The sequence below is a fragment of the Desulfobacter sp. genome, from assembly GCA_028768545.1.
Lineage (GTDB): Bacteria > Desulfobacterota > Desulfobacteria > Desulfobacterales > Desulfobacteraceae > Desulfobacter.
Map to the genome: position 1 here is coordinate 324039 of CP054838.1, position 17629 is coordinate 341667.

The 17629-nt window shown below is 46.9% G+C and carries 16 protein-coding genes and 2 pseudogenes; 10 read left to right on the top strand and 8 right to left on the bottom strand.

The genetic code is table 11. The features are described from left to right. Window positions 1-38 precede the first annotated feature (38 nt). Window positions 39-959, top strand: coding sequence for a transcriptional regulator GcvA (gene gcvA / locus HUN05_01480; protein ID WDP83995.1), 921 nt, complete (start codon window positions 39-41; stop codon window positions 957-959). A gap of 60 nt (window positions 960-1019) precedes the next feature. Here gcvA and HUN05_01485 read toward each other — a convergent pair whose 3' ends face one another. Continuing rightward, window positions 1020-2816: a tetrathionate reductase family octaheme c-type cytochrome gene (locus HUN05_01485; GenBank protein ID WDP87876.1), complete on the bottom strand. Its 1797-nt coding sequence runs from the start codon at window positions 2814-2816 to the stop codon at window positions 1020-1022. Window positions 2817-3075: 259 nt separating this feature from the next. Between HUN05_01485 and HUN05_01490 the strand changes: the two genes are divergently transcribed. Beyond that, window positions 3076-3786, top strand: a complete 711-nt coding sequence (locus HUN05_01490) for an IS6 family transposase (protein WDP83996.1) — start codon at window positions 3076-3078, stop codon at window positions 3784-3786. A gap of 54 nt (window positions 3787-3840) precedes the next feature. Here HUN05_01490 and HUN05_01495 read toward each other — a convergent pair. Beyond that, window positions 3841-4626: pseudogene (locus HUN05_01495) on the bottom strand (sigma 54-interacting transcriptional regulator). 198 nt (window positions 4627-4824) lie between these two features. Between HUN05_01495 and HUN05_01500 the strand changes: the two are divergent. The 3 genes and pseudogenes from HUN05_01500 to hybB all read left to right on the top strand — a co-directional run bounded on the left by HUN05_01500 (window position 4825) and on the right by hybB (window position 7132). Next, a complete protein-coding gene (locus HUN05_01500) occupies window positions 4825-5088 on the top strand; it encodes a sulfurtransferase TusA family protein (GenBank protein ID WDP87877.1) in 264 nt (87 codons plus the stop codon). 1 nt (window position 5089) lies between these two features. Next, window positions 5090-5992, top strand: a complete 903-nt coding sequence (locus HUN05_01505; GenBank protein ID WDP83997.1) for a 4Fe-4S dicluster domain-containing protein — start codon at window positions 5090-5092, stop codon at window positions 5990-5992. Continuing rightward, window positions 5992-7132, top strand: a pseudogene (gene hybB, locus HUN05_01510) (Ni/Fe-hydrogenase cytochrome b subunit). The gene HUN05_01505 and the pseudogene hybB overlap by 1 nt, the downstream one beginning before the upstream one ends. 3 nt (window positions 7133-7135) lie before the next feature. On the opposite strand, the gene HUN05_01515 reads toward hybB, so the two are convergent. Beyond that, window positions 7136-7846 carry an IS6 family transposase gene (locus HUN05_01515; protein WDP83998.1) on the bottom strand — a complete coding sequence of 237 codons (711 nt, stop codon included), beginning with the start codon at window positions 7844-7846 and terminating at the stop codon, window positions 7136-7138. 170 nt (window positions 7847-8016) lie between these two features. On the opposite strand from HUN05_01515, the gene HUN05_01520 reads away from it, so the two are divergent. From HUN05_01520 to HUN05_01535, 4 genes are all read left to right on the top strand, one after another. Further along, window positions 8017-9663 carry a hypothetical protein gene (locus HUN05_01520; protein ID WDP83999.1) on the top strand — a complete coding sequence of 549 codons (1647 nt, stop codon included), beginning with the start codon at window positions 8017-8019 and terminating at the stop codon, window positions 9661-9663. Window positions 9664-9871: 208 nt separating this feature from the next. Continuing rightward, window positions 9872-10279 (top strand): hypothetical protein, encoded by a 408-nt coding sequence (locus HUN05_01525; protein WDP84000.1) that lies wholly within the window; start codon window positions 9872-9874, stop codon window positions 10277-10279. A gap of 74 nt (window positions 10280-10353) precedes the next feature. Then, window positions 10354-10635 (top strand): DUF1778 domain-containing protein, encoded by a 282-nt coding sequence (locus HUN05_01530; protein ID WDP84001.1) that lies wholly within the window; start codon window positions 10354-10356, stop codon window positions 10633-10635. Next, window positions 10622-11125 (top strand): GNAT family N-acetyltransferase, encoded by a 504-nt coding sequence (locus HUN05_01535; GenBank protein ID WDP84002.1) that lies wholly within the window; start codon window positions 10622-10624, stop codon window positions 11123-11125. The genes HUN05_01530 and HUN05_01535 overlap by 14 nt, the downstream gene beginning before the upstream one ends. Window positions 11126-11190: 65 nt before the next feature. Here the strand turns inward: HUN05_01535 and HUN05_01540 are convergent, their stop codons facing one another. The 5 genes from HUN05_01540 to proV all read right to left on the bottom strand — a co-directional run bounded on the left by HUN05_01540 (window position 11191) and on the right by proV (window position 16631). Further along, window positions 11191-12006, bottom strand: coding sequence for an epoxyqueuosine reductase (locus tag HUN05_01540; GenBank protein ID WDP84003.1), 816 nt, complete (start codon window positions 12004-12006; stop codon window positions 11191-11193). 166 nt (window positions 12007-12172) lie between these two features. Beyond that, window positions 12173-13207, bottom strand: a complete 1035-nt coding sequence (proX, locus tag HUN05_01545) for a glycine betaine/L-proline ABC transporter substrate-binding protein ProX (protein ID WDP84004.1) — start codon at window positions 13205-13207, stop codon at window positions 12173-12175. A 279-nt stretch (window positions 13208-13486) separates the two neighbouring features. Further along, entirely contained in the window at window positions 13487-14521 is a 1035-nt protein-coding gene (proX, locus tag HUN05_01550; protein WDP84005.1) for a glycine betaine/L-proline ABC transporter substrate-binding protein ProX, read from the bottom strand. Window positions 14522-14569: 48 nt separating this feature from the next. Further along, a complete protein-coding gene (locus HUN05_01555; protein ID WDP84006.1) occupies window positions 14570-15400 on the bottom strand; it encodes a proline/glycine betaine ABC transporter permease in 831 nt (276 codons plus the stop codon). Further along, the gene (gene proV / locus HUN05_01560; GenBank protein ID WDP84007.1) at window positions 15393-16631 is read right to left on the bottom strand and encodes a glycine betaine/L-proline ABC transporter ATP-binding protein ProV; all 1239 of its coding nucleotides are present in this window, start codon (window positions 16629-16631) and stop codon (window positions 15393-15395) included. The genes HUN05_01555 and proV overlap by 8 nt, the downstream gene beginning before the upstream one ends. A gap of 367 nt (window positions 16632-16998) precedes the next feature. On the opposite strand from proV, the gene HUN05_01565 reads away from it, so the two are divergent. Then, window positions 16999-17463, top strand: a complete 465-nt coding sequence (locus HUN05_01565; protein WDP87878.1) for a MarR family transcriptional regulator — start codon at window positions 16999-17001, stop codon at window positions 17461-17463. The last annotated feature ends 166 nt before the right edge of the window (window positions 17464-17629 follow it).

Sequence of the window (17629 nt, forward strand, 5' to 3'; positions counted from 1 at the left end):
CAAACGATTTTAACACATGGGATGGATGAAGAAAACTCATGCACAATAAAAAAACAGTCCCCCTTCCCTCATTAAATGCCCTAAGGGCATTTGAGGCGGCGGCCAGACATGAAAGCTTTACCCGGGCGGCCAAAGAATTATCCGTTACCCAGGGCGCCATCAGCCGCCAGGTCAAACAATTGGAAACCCAGCTTGATGTCATTTTATTCCATCGGCGGCACAAGCACCTGACCCTCACGGACCAGGGCATGCTCCTTTTATCTCCCCTGACCCAGGCGTTCTCCATCATGTCAAGGGCCGTTGAAAAACTCAAAAACCAAAGCCAGGATCTCAACCTTAAAGTCCATCCCACATTTGCCATCCGCTGGCTGATTCCAAGGCTCCACATTTTCCAGGCCCTTTACCCGGATATACGGGTGAGGCTGACCACTTCAGGAATTAATGCTGATTTTAAACATGAAAATTTTGACGCCGGCATCACCCATCTGGGCAATGAGATCCCCGGAGTGGTCAGAAAAAAAATTCTTAAAGAACAATTGGTCCCGGTCTGCTCTCCTGACCTTGCCAAAGGAGCCCCCCCCATTAAAAAGCCCAAGGACCTTTGCTATCGCACCCTGCTCCACAACAGCCCGGACCTGAAAGAATGGCAGACCTGGGCAGACCAGAAAGGGGTTAACGGCCTTTTTCTCGAGCATGGTCAGGTATTTGAGGTAGATGATGCCGCACTCCAGGCCGCCACATCAGGCCTGGGCGTTGTCCTGGGAGATATTTTCCTGATCAAGGAAGAACTGGATTCAGGCCGCCTGGTCGCCCCGCTGGGGCTTGAGCCCATCCAGACCGGAAATTACTATTTTTCCAGGCCCGAATTCAACCGGGAGGCCAAAGGGGTCAACCTGTTTTGGGGCTGGCTTAAAACCACCCTGGACCTTAAACCCGTAGACCCCAATAAAAAAGCCTGATGCATCCCCCCAACTCATATTATGGGTACACCAGGCTTTTGGGCATAATGAATACATTATTTATTCATTATGTTTTTCATAGCCCATGGGCAGTTTTTTGAAACGACCGCCATGGATAATGGGATCTCCTTTATATCCCAGACCCTTAAAATCAATATAATCGGTTTTATTGATCAACTCATCCACATCCCGTCCCTGGGATTTCATATAGGAAAAATCGGTTCCTTTATGGGCGACCTTTTTAAAATCAACGTTTCGGTTGTCCTGGTGGCAGCGGTTACAGGTTTTATCACCTGCAAGGCTGTCATGGCACTGGACACATGATAAGGCCATCTCCTTGGGCATCACCTCATGATCCGCATCAATTGCCTGGACAGCCTTCATTATTTTAAAAGGAACAATCTTGGAGCCAGGATCGTTGATGGATCCCACAGGCTCGGTAATATTAATAATATCAGCGTTGAGATCAACCTTATCCCCCATGAGCACCCGTTTCATATACCCTGAATCCCAGGCATAGGTGGGGACCACAGACTCGTCCCATTTAAATTCACCTTTTTTCTTGTTATAATCGGGCTTGCCGTATTTGTCTTTTTTGGGCTTGCGGTTTTTATCCCCTGCCTTGGACCAGTCCCACCAGGTCTTGGTGGGTTTGCATTTTGCATAAACCGGTGCATGGCAGACATTACAGTCAAGGGTTTTTGCATGCTCATTTAAATGGTGATCCATGACGCTGCCGCAATAATGGGGTTCCTTAGAATGACATTGCTGGCAGGTGACCTCGCCTTCGGCAACCGGGACGGATGAGCTTCTGCCCGCAATCTTGTGATTTCTTGTTTCATGACATTCCGCACAGGTAAAATCATATCCCCCCATATGAACGTCATAGTTTCTGCTGGGCTCCAAGAGCTGGCGTGACAGATCCGCATGTTTAACCGCATCTCCGCCCCCACCATTAAAGTGGCAGGAACCGCAGCTGGCACGGCTTGAATGCCCCACATTCTGGGCAATAAATTTTAAATCAATATCCTTTGCCGGCATGCCGGCATCCGGCCCGGGTTTTTTATACTTGCCCGTGGTATCATGGCAAACCAGACAATCCATTTTGGTCTTATCACTAAAATCGAAACTATCGTCTTTCCAACCATATCCTGCATGACAACTTGTGCAACGAGCCTCGTTGCTTATGGGACTAATTCAGTAGTTGTTCAGGGCGGTTGTGCCCTTGCCGTGCATGACGTCCTTTCTATGCCCCGTTGTATAGGGAGAGGGCCCTTTCCACAGCCAGTGGGCTGTGGTCAGCATGTCTTGGGCCTGGGCATCATGACAGCGCTGACATTCGGCTGTCACCTGGAATGGATCCGGGTTATCCGGCAGCTCGACCAACTCCTTGTGATCGGGAACATTTTGTAAATGGCATCCCTTGCAGCCCACAGGTCCCTTGGCTTTTTCCTGATGGCATTCGATACACTGCTGATGATAGGCCGCCTTAAGGCCGATCCGTTCAGGATGATCCGGATTAAAAGAGTCCTGATGACAGGCCGAGCACCGTGTTGTTTCCAATGCCGCTTCATCCTTTGGCCGAAAATGATGGCATTTGCTGCAATCATTGGTGAGAGCTGCATGGCGTTTATGGGAAAATCTGACAGGCTCGTAATGGTCTTCGCGCTCCTTGATAATTGGACTGTTCAGCAAAAAATAAGTATCTTGAACATTATCTAAGGAAATGCCGGCATCCAGCAGACACATCCGTCTATTTACCATGCAGTCGTCCTTGTATTCCTTGATAAAGGGAACGACCTGTTTAGCCCTTTGCTTTGCTCGTTCCTGATCCGGGGCCTTCCAGACCTCTGCCATACACAGGGCAGTCGTCAAAATCCCAAGGCCAGCCAAAAAAATAATTTTCTTTATTTTTCTCTTTATCACGAAGACACCTCCTTGGGGGCCTGTAGAACAGGCAGATAGGTCACAACAAATCTATAAATAAACATCAAGGTTGCAATAAGCCCTAAAGTGACCAGAATTTCTCCCAGGGCCGGGAAAGGTTCTGTTGCAAAAAATTATTAATGTCTGATACAAGTCCGTTTTGGCACTAATTTGTTTGCAGAGAGATAGTATGAAAAATGAAAACCCTTTCAAGTGGCGTCATTATGAAAAAGAAATCATCCTGTTGAATGTTCGCTGGTATCTGATATATCAACTGAGTTACAGGAATCTGGAAGAGATGATGCAAGAACGGGGCTTGTCTGTGGATCACAGTACCATTTACCGATGGGTTCAGCGCTATGCTCCTGAAATGGAAAAGCGAAGCAGGAAGTATCTGCGGCAATCAAATGATTCTTACCGTATTGATGAAACATATATCAAGGTGCGGGGGAAAATGAAGTATCTTTACCGAGCGGTCGATTCCCGTGGAAATACCATCGATTTTCTTCTTCGCAGCAGACGTAATATGGAATCTGCCAAACGATTTTTTAAAAAGATGCTGCGAGCTTCCAATAGCTCCAGACCTCGGGTTCTGAGTGTTGACGGAAATCCTGCATATCCTCCGGCAGTAAAGGCTTTGAAAGAAAAAAAGCTTCTGAATAAGGACTGTATCCTAAGACAGAATAAATATCTGAACAATATTATTGAGCAAGACCACCGGTTTATCAAAAAGCTTGTCAGAGCTGGTATGGGGTTCAAGACATTTCATTCTGCCTGGCGGACGCTAAAAGGCTATGAAATTATGAACATGATCAGAAAAGGACAAGTTAAAAATATCAGGAAGGGAGAAATTTTAAAGCAGAAAGAATTCGTCGAAAATCTGTTTTCTTATGCTGCGTAAATTTTACGCCTGAACGATCTCTTTGTCCTGGAAATATTTTTTGCAACAGAACCGCTTGGTCTGAATGGACAAGGGAATATCGCCGATTTCATCCAGGAAAAAATCCCCTTGGTTGGCAGCCTCAAATCTACCGATACGATTGCTGTAGGCACCGGTGAATGCACCTTTAACGTGGCCGAACAATTCGCTTTCAAGGACGGATTCATTTAATGCGGCACAGTTGAGCTGAATAAAGGGTTTGTTTTTTTTTCCACCGCATAAATGGATGGCATTTGCCACCAATTCCTTGCCTGTACCGCTTTCTCCAAGGATGATAACAGGGGCGTTGCTCTCGGATGCTTTTCGGATCATATCAAAAACCTTCAGCATTTCAGGTGATTTGCCCACAAGACCTAAAAAATCAGCGTCCCTGTCACATTGCCTGGTAAGAATATGGACCTTTTCATCCAATTGGGTAAGTTCGGAAATATCGGTTAGCGTTTCCACAACACCAAGGGCTGTCTGGTTGTCGTCCCATAATATAGCGGCATTTTTTAAGACCGGTACAAAATTTCCGTCCCTGCATTTGATCAGGCAACAGCATTTTATCATGTCTTTTTGGCCTTTTTCAAATAATTTGCACCATACTGATTCTTTGGCGGTCTGCAGGGTCTGTTCGCATGCATCACATCCCAGCATCTGGCAGGACATGCCAATGGCTTGTTCGGATGTATACCCGGTAAGCCTTTCAAAGGCTTTGTTGACCATTAAAATGGAACCCTCGGGACCGATAAGCATGAGACCGTCATTTATGGTATTCACGATCTTCTTCCAGAAGATGTTCATCTCGTGGTCTTTCACTGGCCCGCTCCTTTATGGAGTATTTAAACATATGTTTAAATACTATTAAGCGGGCAAATCGTCAAGCCTTGGTTGTATATCCAAATAATTGATCCATAAAAACAGATGGTTATAAAGGGAGCGATTATCAGCGTTGTACAGGGCACACCTGTTGCAAATAACCTTTATAATTTTTACATTTTAACACTTGGGGTTTTAATGACAGCAAAACATATAGTGGATCTCAGGGGGGTGATTTTGCCCCTTAACCTGCTCAAATGTAAGAATTGTCTTAAATCCATGGAAAAAGGAGATGTTCTTGAGGTGTTTATTGAAGATGTTGATGTGGTGCAGGATTTGAGAACGATTGTAAAACGCTCCAATGATGAAATCGTTTATACAAAAAACAGGGATGATTACATCTGTCTTGGCATAAAAAAGGGGCCGAGAAATCGTTTTAATATATTTTTACATGGGAGGTAGAATGCAACTCAGTAGGCGAAATTTTTTTAAATTCATGGGAGCCGCCAGCGCCTCAGTTACGGCCTTGCCATCATCTGCCGATGCCTGGGAATCAAAGGCGCCGCCTGATCCTTACGGATGCCTGGTGGACCTGACCCGGTGCGTTGGCTGCCGCAAATGTGAGGAAGCCTGTGCCCAGGTCAATGGCCTGCCCGCACCGGAACGGGTCAATTGTCAATGTACGATTTTTGACAAAAAAAGAAGGCCGGACCACAAGGCATATACTGTGGTCAACCGGTATTTTACAGGTCAACTGGATCGTTTTGACAAACCGCTTCCAACCTATGCCAAGGTTCAGTGCATGCATTGCCAGGACCCGGCCTGCATTGTCGGGGCATTGACCAAGGATGACACGGGCAGTGTCAGGTATGATGTGGATAAATGTATTGGCTGTCGATATTGCATGGTGGCCTGTCCCTTTGAAATACCCGCCTATGAATATGCCGATCCCATCACACCCAGGGTGATGAAATGTAACTTTTGTTACGACAGGATTTCCAAGGATGGCGGGATTCCCGGCTGTGCCACCATTTGTCCCACCGAGGCCATAACTTTTGGCAAGCGAGCCTCTCTTTTAAGGGTAACCAAAAAAAGGCTCAGGGAAAATCCAGGGGTATACATTGATCATGTGTATGGTGAACGAGAGGTGGGCGGAACATCCTGGCTTTATATTTCTTCTGTGCCCTTTGAACGAGTAAATTTGCCCGCATTACCGGATAAACCGTCACCCAAACTATCCGAAACCATACAGCATTCGCTGTTCAGCTATCTATGGTCGCCCATCGCACTTTTCAGCGTTCTGGGGGTGTTCATGTATAAATCAAACAAAGCTGAGGAAGAGCCAAAAAATAAAGGAGGTGCCTGATGGAGCATAAATCAAGTCCGTTACACCGGCCCTTCTGGAGCCCCGGTGTCCTTGTCATGCTGGTTTTTATGATTGCAGGAGCCGTTGCCATCGTTGCACGGTTTACCGGCGGCATCGGCTATGTCACTAACCTGACCAATGCCAGGCCCTGGGGACTGTGGGTGGGAGTTGATGTGGCCACCGGTGTTGCCCTGGCAGCCGGCGGGTTCACCACGGCTGCTTTGGCCCATATTGCAGGCAAACATTATTATGAACCCCATTACCCGGCCGGCACTTTTAACGGCTGTTTTGGGGTATACCTTTGTTGTTCTGGGACTTTTGGTGGATATCGGGCGTTCCTGGGCCATCTGGAAACCCATATTCAACTGGAATACCAATTCAGTGCTTTTTGAAGTGGCCATGTGTGTGATGGTCTATCTCCATGTGCTCTATTTTGAATTTTTTCCCATTGTTGCAGAACAGTTCAAGGGAAGGGTTAACCTTCCGGGCGTTCTTTCTTCGTTCAACGATCTTACGGAGATGATATTGAAAGTGGGGGACGCTGTCATGGGTAAAATCATGTGGGTGTTTATCATTTTAGGGGTTGTCCTGTCCTGTATGCATCAATCAAGTCTGGGCTCTCTCATGCTGGTGGCGCCGACCAAGCTGCATCCGTTGTGGTATACACCGATGTTGCCCCTTTTGTTTCTTACCTCGGCCTTTGCCGTGGGATATCCCATGGTGGTTTTTGAAACAACCCTTGTGACTGCTTCGTTTAAGCTGGATTCAGAGATGAGCATTCTGGCGCCTTTGACACGGATTACTATTTTCCTTTTGGACATTTATATGTTTCTCAAACTTGGGGATATGGTTTACAGGGGCACCTATGTCTATCTTCTGGACGGGACCCATCAAACCAATTCCTTTATTGTGGAGATACTTTTAGGCGTAATGGTGCCCTGGGTAATGCTGCTCGTTGACCGGGTCAGAAATTCCAGAAGAGGTCTCTTTACTGCGGCATCTTTGATTGTCTTTGGTGTGGTTTTGAACCGGGTCAACGTATTCATTGTCGGATATAAACCGCCATTGAGTGACAATGGATATTTCCCGGGGTTCTGTTGCAAAAAATATTTCCAGGACAAAGAGATCGTTCAGGCGTAAAATTTACGCAGCATAAGAAAACAGATTTTCGACGAATTCTTTCTGCTTTAAAATTTCTCCCTTCCTGATATTTTTAACTTGTCCTTTTCTGATCATGTTCATAATTTCATAGCCTTTTAGCGTCCGCCAGGCAGAATGAAATGTCTTGAACCCCATACCAGCTCTGACAAGCTTTTTGATAAACCGGTGGTCTTGCTCAATAATATTGTTCAGATATTTATTCTGTCTTAGGATACAGTCCTTATTCAGAAGCTTTTTTTCTTTCAAAGCCTTTACAGCCGGAGGATATGCAGGATTTCCGTCAACACTCAGAACCCGAGGTCTGGAGCTATTGGAAGCTCGCAGCATCTTTTTAAAAAATCGTTTGGCAGATTCCATATTACGTCTGCTGCGAAGAAGAAAATCGATGGTATTTCCACGGGAATCGACCGCTCGGTAAAGATACTTCATTTTCCCCCGCACCTTGATATATGTTTCATCAATACGGTAAGAATCATTTGATTGCCGCAGATACTTCCTGCTTCGCTTTTCCATTTCAGGAGCATAGCGCTGAACCCATCGGTAAATGGTACTGTGATCCACAGACAAGCCCCGTTCTTGCATCATCTCTTCCAGATTCCTGTAACTCAGTTGATATCTCAGATACCAGCGAACATTCAACAGGATGATTTCTTTTTCATAATGACGCCACTTGAAAGGGTTTTCATTTTTCATACTATCTCTCTGCAAACAAATTAGTGCCAAAACGGACTTGTATCAGACATTAATAATTTTTTGCAACAGAACCCTCATAGTTCAAACAGGGACAATATTGTCAAAGATCAAAAAATTATTGAGCAAGCAAAAACCTAACCGGACATCACTGAGTCACCATGGCAAAGCTGATGAAAAAACATGGAATATCAGCCATGGCCGTCAGCGGCAAAGACAACCAATCCGAATCATATATCCAGGAGTACCAGAAAGGAAGAACTCAATTTCTGGCCACCTGCTCCCTGTTGAATGAAGGGTGGGATTCCCCCCAGACATCTATTATTGTCATGGCCCGCCCGACCATGTCCAAAGTCCTGTATACCCAGCAATTGGGCCGGGGGACAAGGATCCACCCCGAAAAGGAAGCTCTTTATGTCATTGATGTGGTGGATAATTACGGGGGGTTGGGAGGATTCACCAATAGGCCATGGTCAATACATGCGCTATTGGGCATTTCAGACTATATGCCCTGGGGCAGCATGCTCAATGGGAAGCAAAATTCATATTCAAAAGAAGAAATTATTTTAGCCGGGCTGTACGAGCAGGAACGGACAATCGAGCATATCAACATTTTTACCTTTGAAAATAAATATCCCGATCATATTGATGATGAACAAATGGCCCGGGAGTTATTCGTCTCCACGGGAACCGTCAAAGCCTGGGTTAAAAAAGGTAAAATAAAACCCAAAGTCACCATACCCGTGGGCCGCCAGAAAATAAATTATTTTGCTTTGGATCAAATAGAGCAGATCATCAAAGATCTCCAATTAAAACGGCATGATGAAACCACTCAGCACAATGACTTTTTTGAATTTATTGACAAAGATGATTTTTCAATGTCCTATAAAATGGTGATGCTCCTTTCAATGCTCAAAGTGGTCGACCATAACGGAGAATGCCATTTAGACGACCTTCTCAGGGAGTATACTGATTTTTACAGATTCCGCCTTGGAAAAAAAATCAAAGTAGACCGAGCCAACTGCCCCTACATCCAGGAGGAAACTCTGGATGATATGGTAATAATAAAAAGAAGTCTGCTGCAAAATCCCTTTGAGAAATTCGAACGAAAGCGGTTCATATACCATTGTAAAGATCTCAACCACATCTCTTTTTCCAATAATCTATGGACAAAAATCAATAACAAAAAAGATCTGGGCCGACTAAAAAACACATATTTCAAAAGCCTGATTCATTATTACAAAGATCTGGACGGACTGCCCAATGAACTGGACCTGCGGCAAAAATGGATGATTCCGGCAGAAGCTCAAGAAAAAGATATAAAGATGCCTGCCCGGGAAAATATCAGGATTCTTGAATTTAAAAAGATCAGAACCGCCAGGTTTAAAACAGCCCTGCCCCTTGTGGGAGACATCGCAGCAGGAGAGCCGTTCAGGGGATTTGATATCCATGATCTTAAGAATGCTGACGCTGATCTTCAATGGATTGAGCTTCCTGACGCCTTGTGCAATGACCGCCGCTTTCTGGTCCGTGTTGCAGGAGATTCAATGGAACCCACCATAATAAAGGGGGATTATCTTGTCTGCGAATACCACCGGCACCGCCAGGAAAATCATCCCATAGTCATCATGGGTGATTTTTCAGCCTTAAACGCCGGAGAGGTTGCCGTCAAAAGAATCTCAGAATCTGAAAACCACTGGATTTTCAAGTCAGACAACCCGGAATACGAGGATATTCTTCTGGAAAAGGAATATGATGATCAATATCCTATTTTAGGGATAGTCGTCTATAATCTCACCAAAATGGTACGATGCTATTAGAATTCATGACACCTATCTTTAAATCCTTTTCCACAGAGGATAAAGATAGGTTGATGTTCTACCCAAATTATTATTGAAACATGGGGTACAGACCTATTGATTAATAGAGTATCCTCCAGGCCCTTCCTCTGCTTGCTTTTTTTCATGCACAATGATTGTATTATGCAGCCCTGAATGATTTGCCTTAACCCCAAAAAGGACATCGATAATGAGAGTATTATTCTGGTATTGTGACACATTTGCCTGGACCCCGACCATCAAAAGCCTTGAACAGGTTCCGGAATCCGGGCCCAATGCGGCGGATGAGGTTGTGGTGGCCTTTGTTCATGTTGAACCCAGGGACCTTGAAAAGGGAAATTCCTCTGAAACCAAACTGGTGAAAAATGCCAAATGGCTGGCCCGCAAATGGGATGTATCAAAAATTTTACTCCATTCATTCACCCATCTTGGAGAAGACAAGGCCGATCCTGACGCCGCCGGCCAGATCCTGGAACAGGCCCGGGACCGGCTGATCAAAGCCGGCTATGATGCCTCCTTAACCGCCTTTGGATATTATAACGATCTGGTAATTGAGGCAAAAGGGCATCCTTTGGCAAGAATATTCAAGGAGTTTTGACCCACAACACTTGCCATTATGGCACAGATCCATTATAATAAGCCCAATAGAATTTACGGGTAAAAGGAGGGACCATGGCTGGAGTGGAAAAAAGATTTCAGACCCGGATGCCGTTTCATGTGCATGAAAAGCTTATAAAGGCGGCAGAGTTGTCAGGATCGACCTTAAATCAATTTGTTGTCCAGTCTGCATTGGAAAAAGCCAGTGACATCCTGGAAAAGGAACGGGTGCTAAATCTGAGCTACAATGATGCCCATACCATATTTGAGGCCATTGAAAACCCGCCGGAACCCAAAAATGCGCTAATCCGGGCAGCCAGGGAGTATCAGCAGGAATTCGGCAATGAATCGGTTTGAGGAACTCAACCGTTCACATAATAGAGCCGGATTTGACTGCGGAGAAGAGGAGCTAAACGGATTTCTGAAAAACCTTGCCCGCCAGAATCTTAAAAAGGGACTCTCAAGAACATTTGTATTAACGGCAAAGCAGATACCGGAAGAAATTCTTGGTTTTTTCACCCTGTCACTTTTCGAAATTAAGGCTGAAAGACTCCCTGAAAAATTTGCAAAAAAGTACAGAGTAAATATCCCTGCCGTAAAAATCGCCCGACTGGCCGTTGCCAAAGGCCTTCAAAATCAGGGGATCGGCAGGTATTTGATGATAAATGCCATCTACCGGACAATAAAGATTTCACAAAATGCCGGTATTACCGGACTGTTTGTGGATTCAAAAAACCAGAAAGTAAAAAAATATTACCAAAAATTTGGATTCATACCCTTACCTGACACGCCCTTGTCACTTTTCCTGCCTTTGGAAACCCTTTTGCAGATGCAGGCGTCTATTTAAATGCACCGGATCCAAAGGCAATCCCCCCCCATACCGAAAAAACACCGGCCCGGGTTCAGCAGCGGTTAGGTTGTCCTGCCCACAGGACAGGCCAGCTCACAATTACGGCAGTATTTGATGGTGGGTAAAACAGAGTCTGCCCCATCCGTTGCCCACCCCTTCAGCTCCCTTTCATCCCAGTCCATTTGGACCTGGCACCCAGGCCTGGAAAATCTGCCGTCCCTGCCCGGAAGCTGGGACTGATCATACTCGTCTGCCGTATAAATCCGGGTTGAAAAGGCGTTTGGGGGGCATGCGTTACGACAGAATTGTTCACAACCGGTACAGGGATCAAAATTCACAGGGCCGGTGGAGGGCAGATCAACGTCCAGAGTCATGGCCCTAAGGCGAATCCGGGGACCGAACTGCGGGGTGACCAGAAGATTGTTTTTCCCGATACAGCCCATTCCTGCCAGGACGGCTGCATCCTTAAGATAGGTACCGCCTTTTTCCACACGATAGGGCAAATGAAAGGTCTTTATGCCGTAGGTCTCTTCTATCCATGGGCCCAGGGCCTGGATCGTTTTGATCAGCCTGCGGTTGCCGGAAGGATTTTTCAACCCGAGCCACCAGTCCATTTCCGGCTCATCTTCAGGATGTGACAGCCCAATGACCAAAAGGATTTTGGCCTGTTCGGGCCAGGCAACTTCACCGGGGTGCAGACCCAGATCCTTTTCCCAGGTTTCCTGCTCTGATGCTGTCACAGGCATGTGTGGCGCAAAGGTAAATGAAGGGGCGCACTTGAGGGCTTTTACCGAGGCAAACCCAGCAAGGGAGGCGCCAATGTCCTTTGCATGGCTGAGTATGGCCGAAGAAATCTCTGACCTGCTTTGTATATTCATGGGTCCCTCCTTCACTGATCAGACAGCAGAACTGGCACTGCGGGGACCAATATAGCACAACACCGGGATAAGCACAGGGGGTTAAAAAGCCCCGTCTCTGTGCAAAAGACAGAAACGGGGCTTGGGGAAGTCGTCCATTGATATGATAGTCTAAAAGGCAGAAATACTATTGGGCAGCCTTAACGGATTCTGCAATCCATGCGTCCCATTGGGCCTTGTTTTTGGCAATCCACTCATCTGCATGACGGTCAATGTCTTTTTGTGATTTTTCACCATCATTCATCTTGGTGTTCTGCTCATTAATATCTGCCAGGGGCAGGGACAGGAGTTCAAAAAACCTTTGAGCAGCCGGATTCTTTCGGGTAAATGTCTTGTTGGCCACGATACGGATATCCGAAACCACGAATCCCAAATCAACGGGATCAGAGACGGCACCCTCAATACCGGATTGGGTCATCCGGTCCTCGGCAATTTTCTGGGCCGCCGTGGGCATGGTCTTGGGAACATTGATCCACATGACATCCTGGTTGGGTTTGAGTTTAAAAATGGTCCAATTGGGTGCCCAGGTGTAAAAGAAAATGGGTTCGCCTGCTTTGTAAGCCCCTAAGGCAGAGGCCATGCCTGCCTCATAGGAGGCTTTTACCGGATTGATGGCATCCCCAAGGTCATAGACCTTCATGTGATGGGCAATGACGTTTTCGCAGCCCCAGCCCGGAGGGCAGGCCGTGAGATCTGCTTTTCCGTCTTTATTTTTATCAAAGGCTTTTTTAACCTCTTCCCGCTTAAAATCATCCAAAGACTTGATCTTGTATTTTTCAACATCCCGTTTGGAGACCATATACCCTTGCAGACCGCCGGCCTTGACCACATAGCCGTAGGTATCTGCCTTGTCATAAAAATTGTCAGGCAGCTGACTGTTGTGATTGGGAAACCAGCCGTTTGTCCAATAGTCCACATCCCCTAAGGCAACGGATTTATAAAAAATAGGGTTTTGAAGATCTTTGGCTTTTTTCACATTATAGCCCATGGCTTCAAGGCCTTTTCTTACCAAAGCCTCCTGGAAAAATCCGGTATTCCATGTGGCCCGGGCCGGTTTTACCGTAATGCCCTCGCCGGGCTTGTCTTCCGATGCCCACAAAGCGGTTGTTGTCATCATCACGAGGATGCATGCAATGGCCGTTAGTCTGGTTGGTACGCGCATAATGTCTCCTTAAAAAATTAACCTTAAATTTTCCTATTTGACCTTCTTTAGTACTTGCTTTTTACCGGCCATGGACGGGGTAATTCATATCCTGCTGCACCATGGCAGGGCAGCCGCCACCCGGTTTTGATTGTTCACGGATTGTATCTGAACGGGTATAGTTCAATACAAAGACGATTCTGGGACCAGGACTGTAAAAAAAACCCCGCCTCTATCTAAAAAGACAGGGACGGGGCCTGGGAGTATTCCATTGATATGATACTCTAAAATGCAGAAATACTATTGGGCAGCCTTAATGGATTCTGCAATCCATGCGTCCCATTGAACCTTATTCTTGGCAATCCACTCGTCTGCATGACGGTCAATGTCTTTTTGTGATTTTTCACCATCATTCATCTTGGTGTTCTGCTCGTTAATATCTCCCAGGGGCAGGGCCAGAAGCTCAAAAAACTTTTTGGCAGCCGGGTTCTTTCTGGTAAATTCCTTGTTGGCCACAATACGGATATCAGCAACCACAAATCCCAGATCAACCGGATCTGTTACCGCCCCTTCAATGCCGGTCTGGGTCATCTGGGCCACATCAGGTGCCTGGGCCTCAGTGGGCATGGTCTTGGGAACATTGATCCACATGACATCCTGGTTGGGTTTAAGCTTAAAAATGGTCCAGTTGGGCGCCCAGGTGTAAAAAAAAATGGGATCACCGGCTTTGTAAGCGCCAAGGGCAGAAGCCATGCCGGCCTCATAAGAGGCTTTTACCGGGTTGATGGAATCTTCAAGGTCATAGACCTTCATGTGATGGGCAATGACTTTTTCACAGCCCCAGCCCGGAGGACAGGCGGTGAGATCCGCTTTTCCGTCTTTATTTTTATCAAAGGCTTTTTTAACCTCTTCCCGCTTAAAATCATCCAAAGACTTAATATTGTATTTTTCAACATCCCGTTTGGAGACCAGGTAGCCCTGAAGGCCGCCGGATTTAACCACATACCCGTAAGTGGCGGCTTTTTCATCAAAATTTTTGGGCAGCTGGGCATTATGCATGGGAAACCAGCCGTTTGTCCAATAGTCCAGATCACCCAGGGTAACGGATTTATAAAAAATAGGGTTTGCAAGATCTTTGGCTTTTTTCACCTTATACCCCATGGCTTCAAGGCCTTTTCTCACCAAAGATTCCTGAAAAAAACCCGTGTTCCATGTGGCCCGGGCCGGTTTAACCGTAATGCCCTTTCCAGGCTTATCTGCCGATGCCCACAAAGAGGTTGCTGCCATCATCACGAGGATGCATGCAATGGCCGTTAATCTGGTTGTTACGCGCATAGTGTCTCCTTAAAGAGTTTAAAATTTAATCTTCCTGTTTGACTTTCTTTATTTTTTCCCTGCCATGGACTGGGTAATTCTATCCAGAACCATGGCCAGAAGGACAATGCTCAAGCCGGCAATGACTGCCAGGCCGATATCCAGAGTGTTAAGCCCCAGAACCACAGGGGACCCCAAGCCGCCTGCCCCGATAAGGGCGGCAATAACCACCATGGCCAGGGCCATCATAATGGTCTGGTTCAAACCGGCCAGGATGGTAGGCATGGCCAAAGGCACCTGGACCTTGACCAGGACCTGCCAGCGGGTGGCGCCAAAGGCCAGGGCCGCTTCCACAAGCTCGGGATGCACCCCCCGGATCCCCAGGCTGGTCAGCCGGATAATGGGGGGCATGGCAAAGATGATGGTGGCCAGAACCCCTGCCACGTTGCCCACGGAAAAAAGCATGACAATGGGGACCAAATAGACAAAGGAGGGGGTGGTCTGCATGGCGTCCAAAAAGGGACGCAGCCCTTTTTGAACCCGATCGTTCCGCCCGGCGGCGATTCCCAGCGGGACACCTGCAACGCAGCAGAACAGCACAGAAGACAAGACCATGGCCAAGGTGGTCATGGTATCCTCCCACAGGCCTAAAAGGCCGATGAGCACCATGGCGATGATGGAAAAAAGAGCCAGGCTCTTGCCTGAAAATTTCCAGGCCACCAGGGCCAGGGCAACAATGATAATAACGGGGTGCAAGGCGTTGAGGCCGGTGTCAAAACTGACCAGGGTCTGTTCCACCGGCCATTTGATCATCTGAAAGACCTCTCTGTAATTTTCCACCAGCCATTCCACAAAATTGGAAATCCAAATATCTAAGGGGATCACTTTGTCTTCAAACATGGGATGCCTCCGTAGCCAATGAGTTGCCGTTGCCGTTTTGGTCTGATTTGTGAAGGGTTTTCAAAAACCTGTTTTTAGAAACAACCCCCATATAACGGTCTCCCCCATTGGTCACGGGCACCGGCCAGGGCCGCTGGGCCACCTCGGCCAGAATCTCCTGCATATTATCCTCTATGCTCACGGTCTTGACCCCGGGCAGATAGCAGATATCAATGGGCTGTTCAGCCCGGCCCTCTTCAACGGCCTTGCCCAGAGAATCCACGGACACGGCACCGAGAAATTTGCGGTCGGCATTCAGAACATACCCGTAACTATAGTCCTTTGCATTGAGAAGTTCGAGACTGGCCCGAATCCCCCCTTGTTTGGTTTTAATGATGGTGGGATAAGATTTAATGGCAATGTCGCCGGCGCAGATCACATTGGTGGGGTCCACCCCCCGGAAAAAGGCGCGGACATAATCATCAGCCGGATTCTGGAGAATCTCTTCGGGAGTACCCACCTGGACCACCCGTCCCCCTTCCATGATAGCGATCCGGTCTCCGATGCGCAGGGCCTCGTCCAAATCATGGGAAATAAACACAATGGTTCTCCGGTTGTTTTCCTGGAGTTTGAGCAATTCATCCTGCATCTCGGTCCTGATCAAAGGATCCAGGGCGGAAAAGGCCTCATCCATGAGCATGATATCCGGATCCACCGCCAACCCCCTGGCCAGGCCCACCCGCTGCTGCATGCCGCCGGACAGCTGTTTGGGCAATTGATTTTCCCAGCCTTCCAGGCCCACCTGCTTCAAGGCTTCCATGGCCCTTTCCCTGCGCTTGCCGGCAGGTTCACCGGCCAGTTCCAGACCAAAGGCCGCATTTTCCAGAACGGTTAAATGGGGCATGAGGGCAAAGGATTGAAAGACCATGCTCATATGCTTAAGCCGGAATTGGACCAGGTCATCCTGATTCATCTGGGTGATATCTTTTCCATTGATGATCACACTGCCCGAAGAAGGCTCGATAAGGCGATTGATCATCCTCACCATGGTGGACTTGCCCGAACCGGACAGCCCCATGATCACAAAAATCTCCCCTTCCTGAATGGCAAATTCAGCATTGTTGACCCCAACGGTCATCTTTGTTTTTTCAAACACCTCATCCTTTTCAAGGCCATCTTCCAACAGCTTAATGGCTTTTGAGGGATCGGGTCCAAACACTTTATATAAATTCCGAATGACTATTTTATCCATTCATTTCCCTTAACTAAAAGTTAAACCTATGGCGCAGATGGGTCTTTAAAAGAGATAAACCAAAACCATCAACGGGCACAATATATTGAATACGATGCATTTTGTCAACCATACCCGGGTGTCAAATACTTTGACCAAACAAATAAAACAGCTATAAAATCAGAATGATAAGCTTTTTTTATATCATTACTAATAAATTTATAATATATCGTACCCATTGTATTTTTTTAAGATCACTATATGTATTGCCTGGAAAAACCAACTAGTTTAAGATAGGGCTTAGATAATTTAAAATTACCGTCTAACCCAATTTAAGAGGCAAACAGTCTTGACAAACGATCTTCATGACCAACGGTGCCGTGAACTGCTGATTTCCCTGAGAAAAATCATCCAGGCCATTGATATTCATTCAAGAACCCTGAATAAAAAATTCGGAATCACCGGTCCCCAGCTTGTTGTGCTCCAGGAAATTTCAAATCACGGGCAGATCTCCATCACCCCCCTGTCAAAAACCACCAGCCTGAGCCAGGCCACTGTTACGGACATCTCCAAGCGCCTTGAGGGCAAGGGGCTGATTGCCAGAAAAAAACGGGAAGATGACAAAAGATCTGTCGGCCTTTCCCTAACCCCGGCCGGACAGGAGATCATGAAAAACACCCCCTCTCCGCTTCAAGATGTTTTTACCAGCCGGTTTTCAAAGACAGAAGACTGGGAACAGATGATGATTCTAAGCGCCTTTGAACGGGTGGTTTCCCTGATGGCTGCCGAAAAACTCGATGCCTCCCCCATCATGGTGACAGGCCCCATCCAGCCCGAAGGAAACAAAAAATAACGTCCTGGGTTTGCCATGGGATTTTCCAATGTACAGTCCTGGGCCACACCTTGTTTCAAGACTGTTCTGTTTAAATTCAGCGAGGGCCATCGTTTATCTTAAATTTTTGTGCCCCCTAGGGGTATTGTTTGACAAGGCCCCGGCCCCATGGTAATTTTGCCAAACA

Excerpts from the sequence above, each read along its gene's own strand:
- HUN05_01525 (WDP84000.1), top strand. The coding sequence starts at position 9,872 with ATGAGAGTATTATTCTGGTATTGTGACACATTTGCCTGGACCCCGACC.
- HUN05_01490 (WDP83996.1), top strand. The coding sequence starts at position 3,076 with ATGAAAAATGAAAACCCTTTCAAGTGGCGTCATTATGAAAAAGAAATC.
- HUN05_01540 (WDP84003.1), bottom strand. The coding sequence starts at position 12,006 with ATGAATATACAAAGCAGGTCAGAGATTTCTTCGGCCATACTCAGCCAT.
- HUN05_01500 (WDP87877.1), top strand. The coding sequence starts at position 4,825 with ATGACAGCAAAACATATAGTGGATCTCAGGGGGGTGATTTTGCCCCTT.
- HUN05_01530 (WDP84001.1), top strand. The coding sequence starts at position 10,354 with ATGGCTGGAGTGGAAAAAAGATTTCAGACCCGGATGCCGTTTCATGTG.
- HUN05_01515 (WDP83998.1), bottom strand. The coding sequence starts at position 7,846 with ATGAAAAATGAAAACCCTTTCAAGTGGCGTCATTATGAAAAAGAAATC.
- proX (WDP84005.1), bottom strand. The coding sequence starts at position 14,521 with ATGCGCGTAACAACCAGATTAACGGCCATTGCATGCATCCTCGTGATG.
- HUN05_01505 (WDP83997.1), top strand. The coding sequence starts at position 5,090 with ATGCAACTCAGTAGGCGAAATTTTTTTAAATTCATGGGAGCCGCCAGC.
- proX (WDP84004.1), bottom strand. The coding sequence starts at position 13,207 with ATGCGCGTACCAACCAGACTAACGGCCATTGCATGCATCCTCGTGATG.
- HUN05_01520 (WDP83999.1), top strand. The coding sequence starts at position 8,017 with ATGAAAAAACATGGAATATCAGCCATGGCCGTCAGCGGCAAAGACAAC.
- gcvA (WDP83995.1), top strand. The coding sequence starts at position 39 with ATGCACAATAAAAAAACAGTCCCCCTTCCCTCATTAAATGCCCTAAGG.
- HUN05_01555 (WDP84006.1), bottom strand. The coding sequence starts at position 15,400 with ATGTTTGAAGACAAAGTGATCCCCTTAGATATTTGGATTTCCAATTTT.
- HUN05_01535 (WDP84002.1), top strand. The coding sequence starts at position 10,622 with ATGAATCGGTTTGAGGAACTCAACCGTTCACATAATAGAGCCGGATTT.
- proV (WDP84007.1), bottom strand. The coding sequence starts at position 16,631 with ATGGATAAAATAGTCATTCGGAATTTATATAAAGTGTTTGGACCCGAT.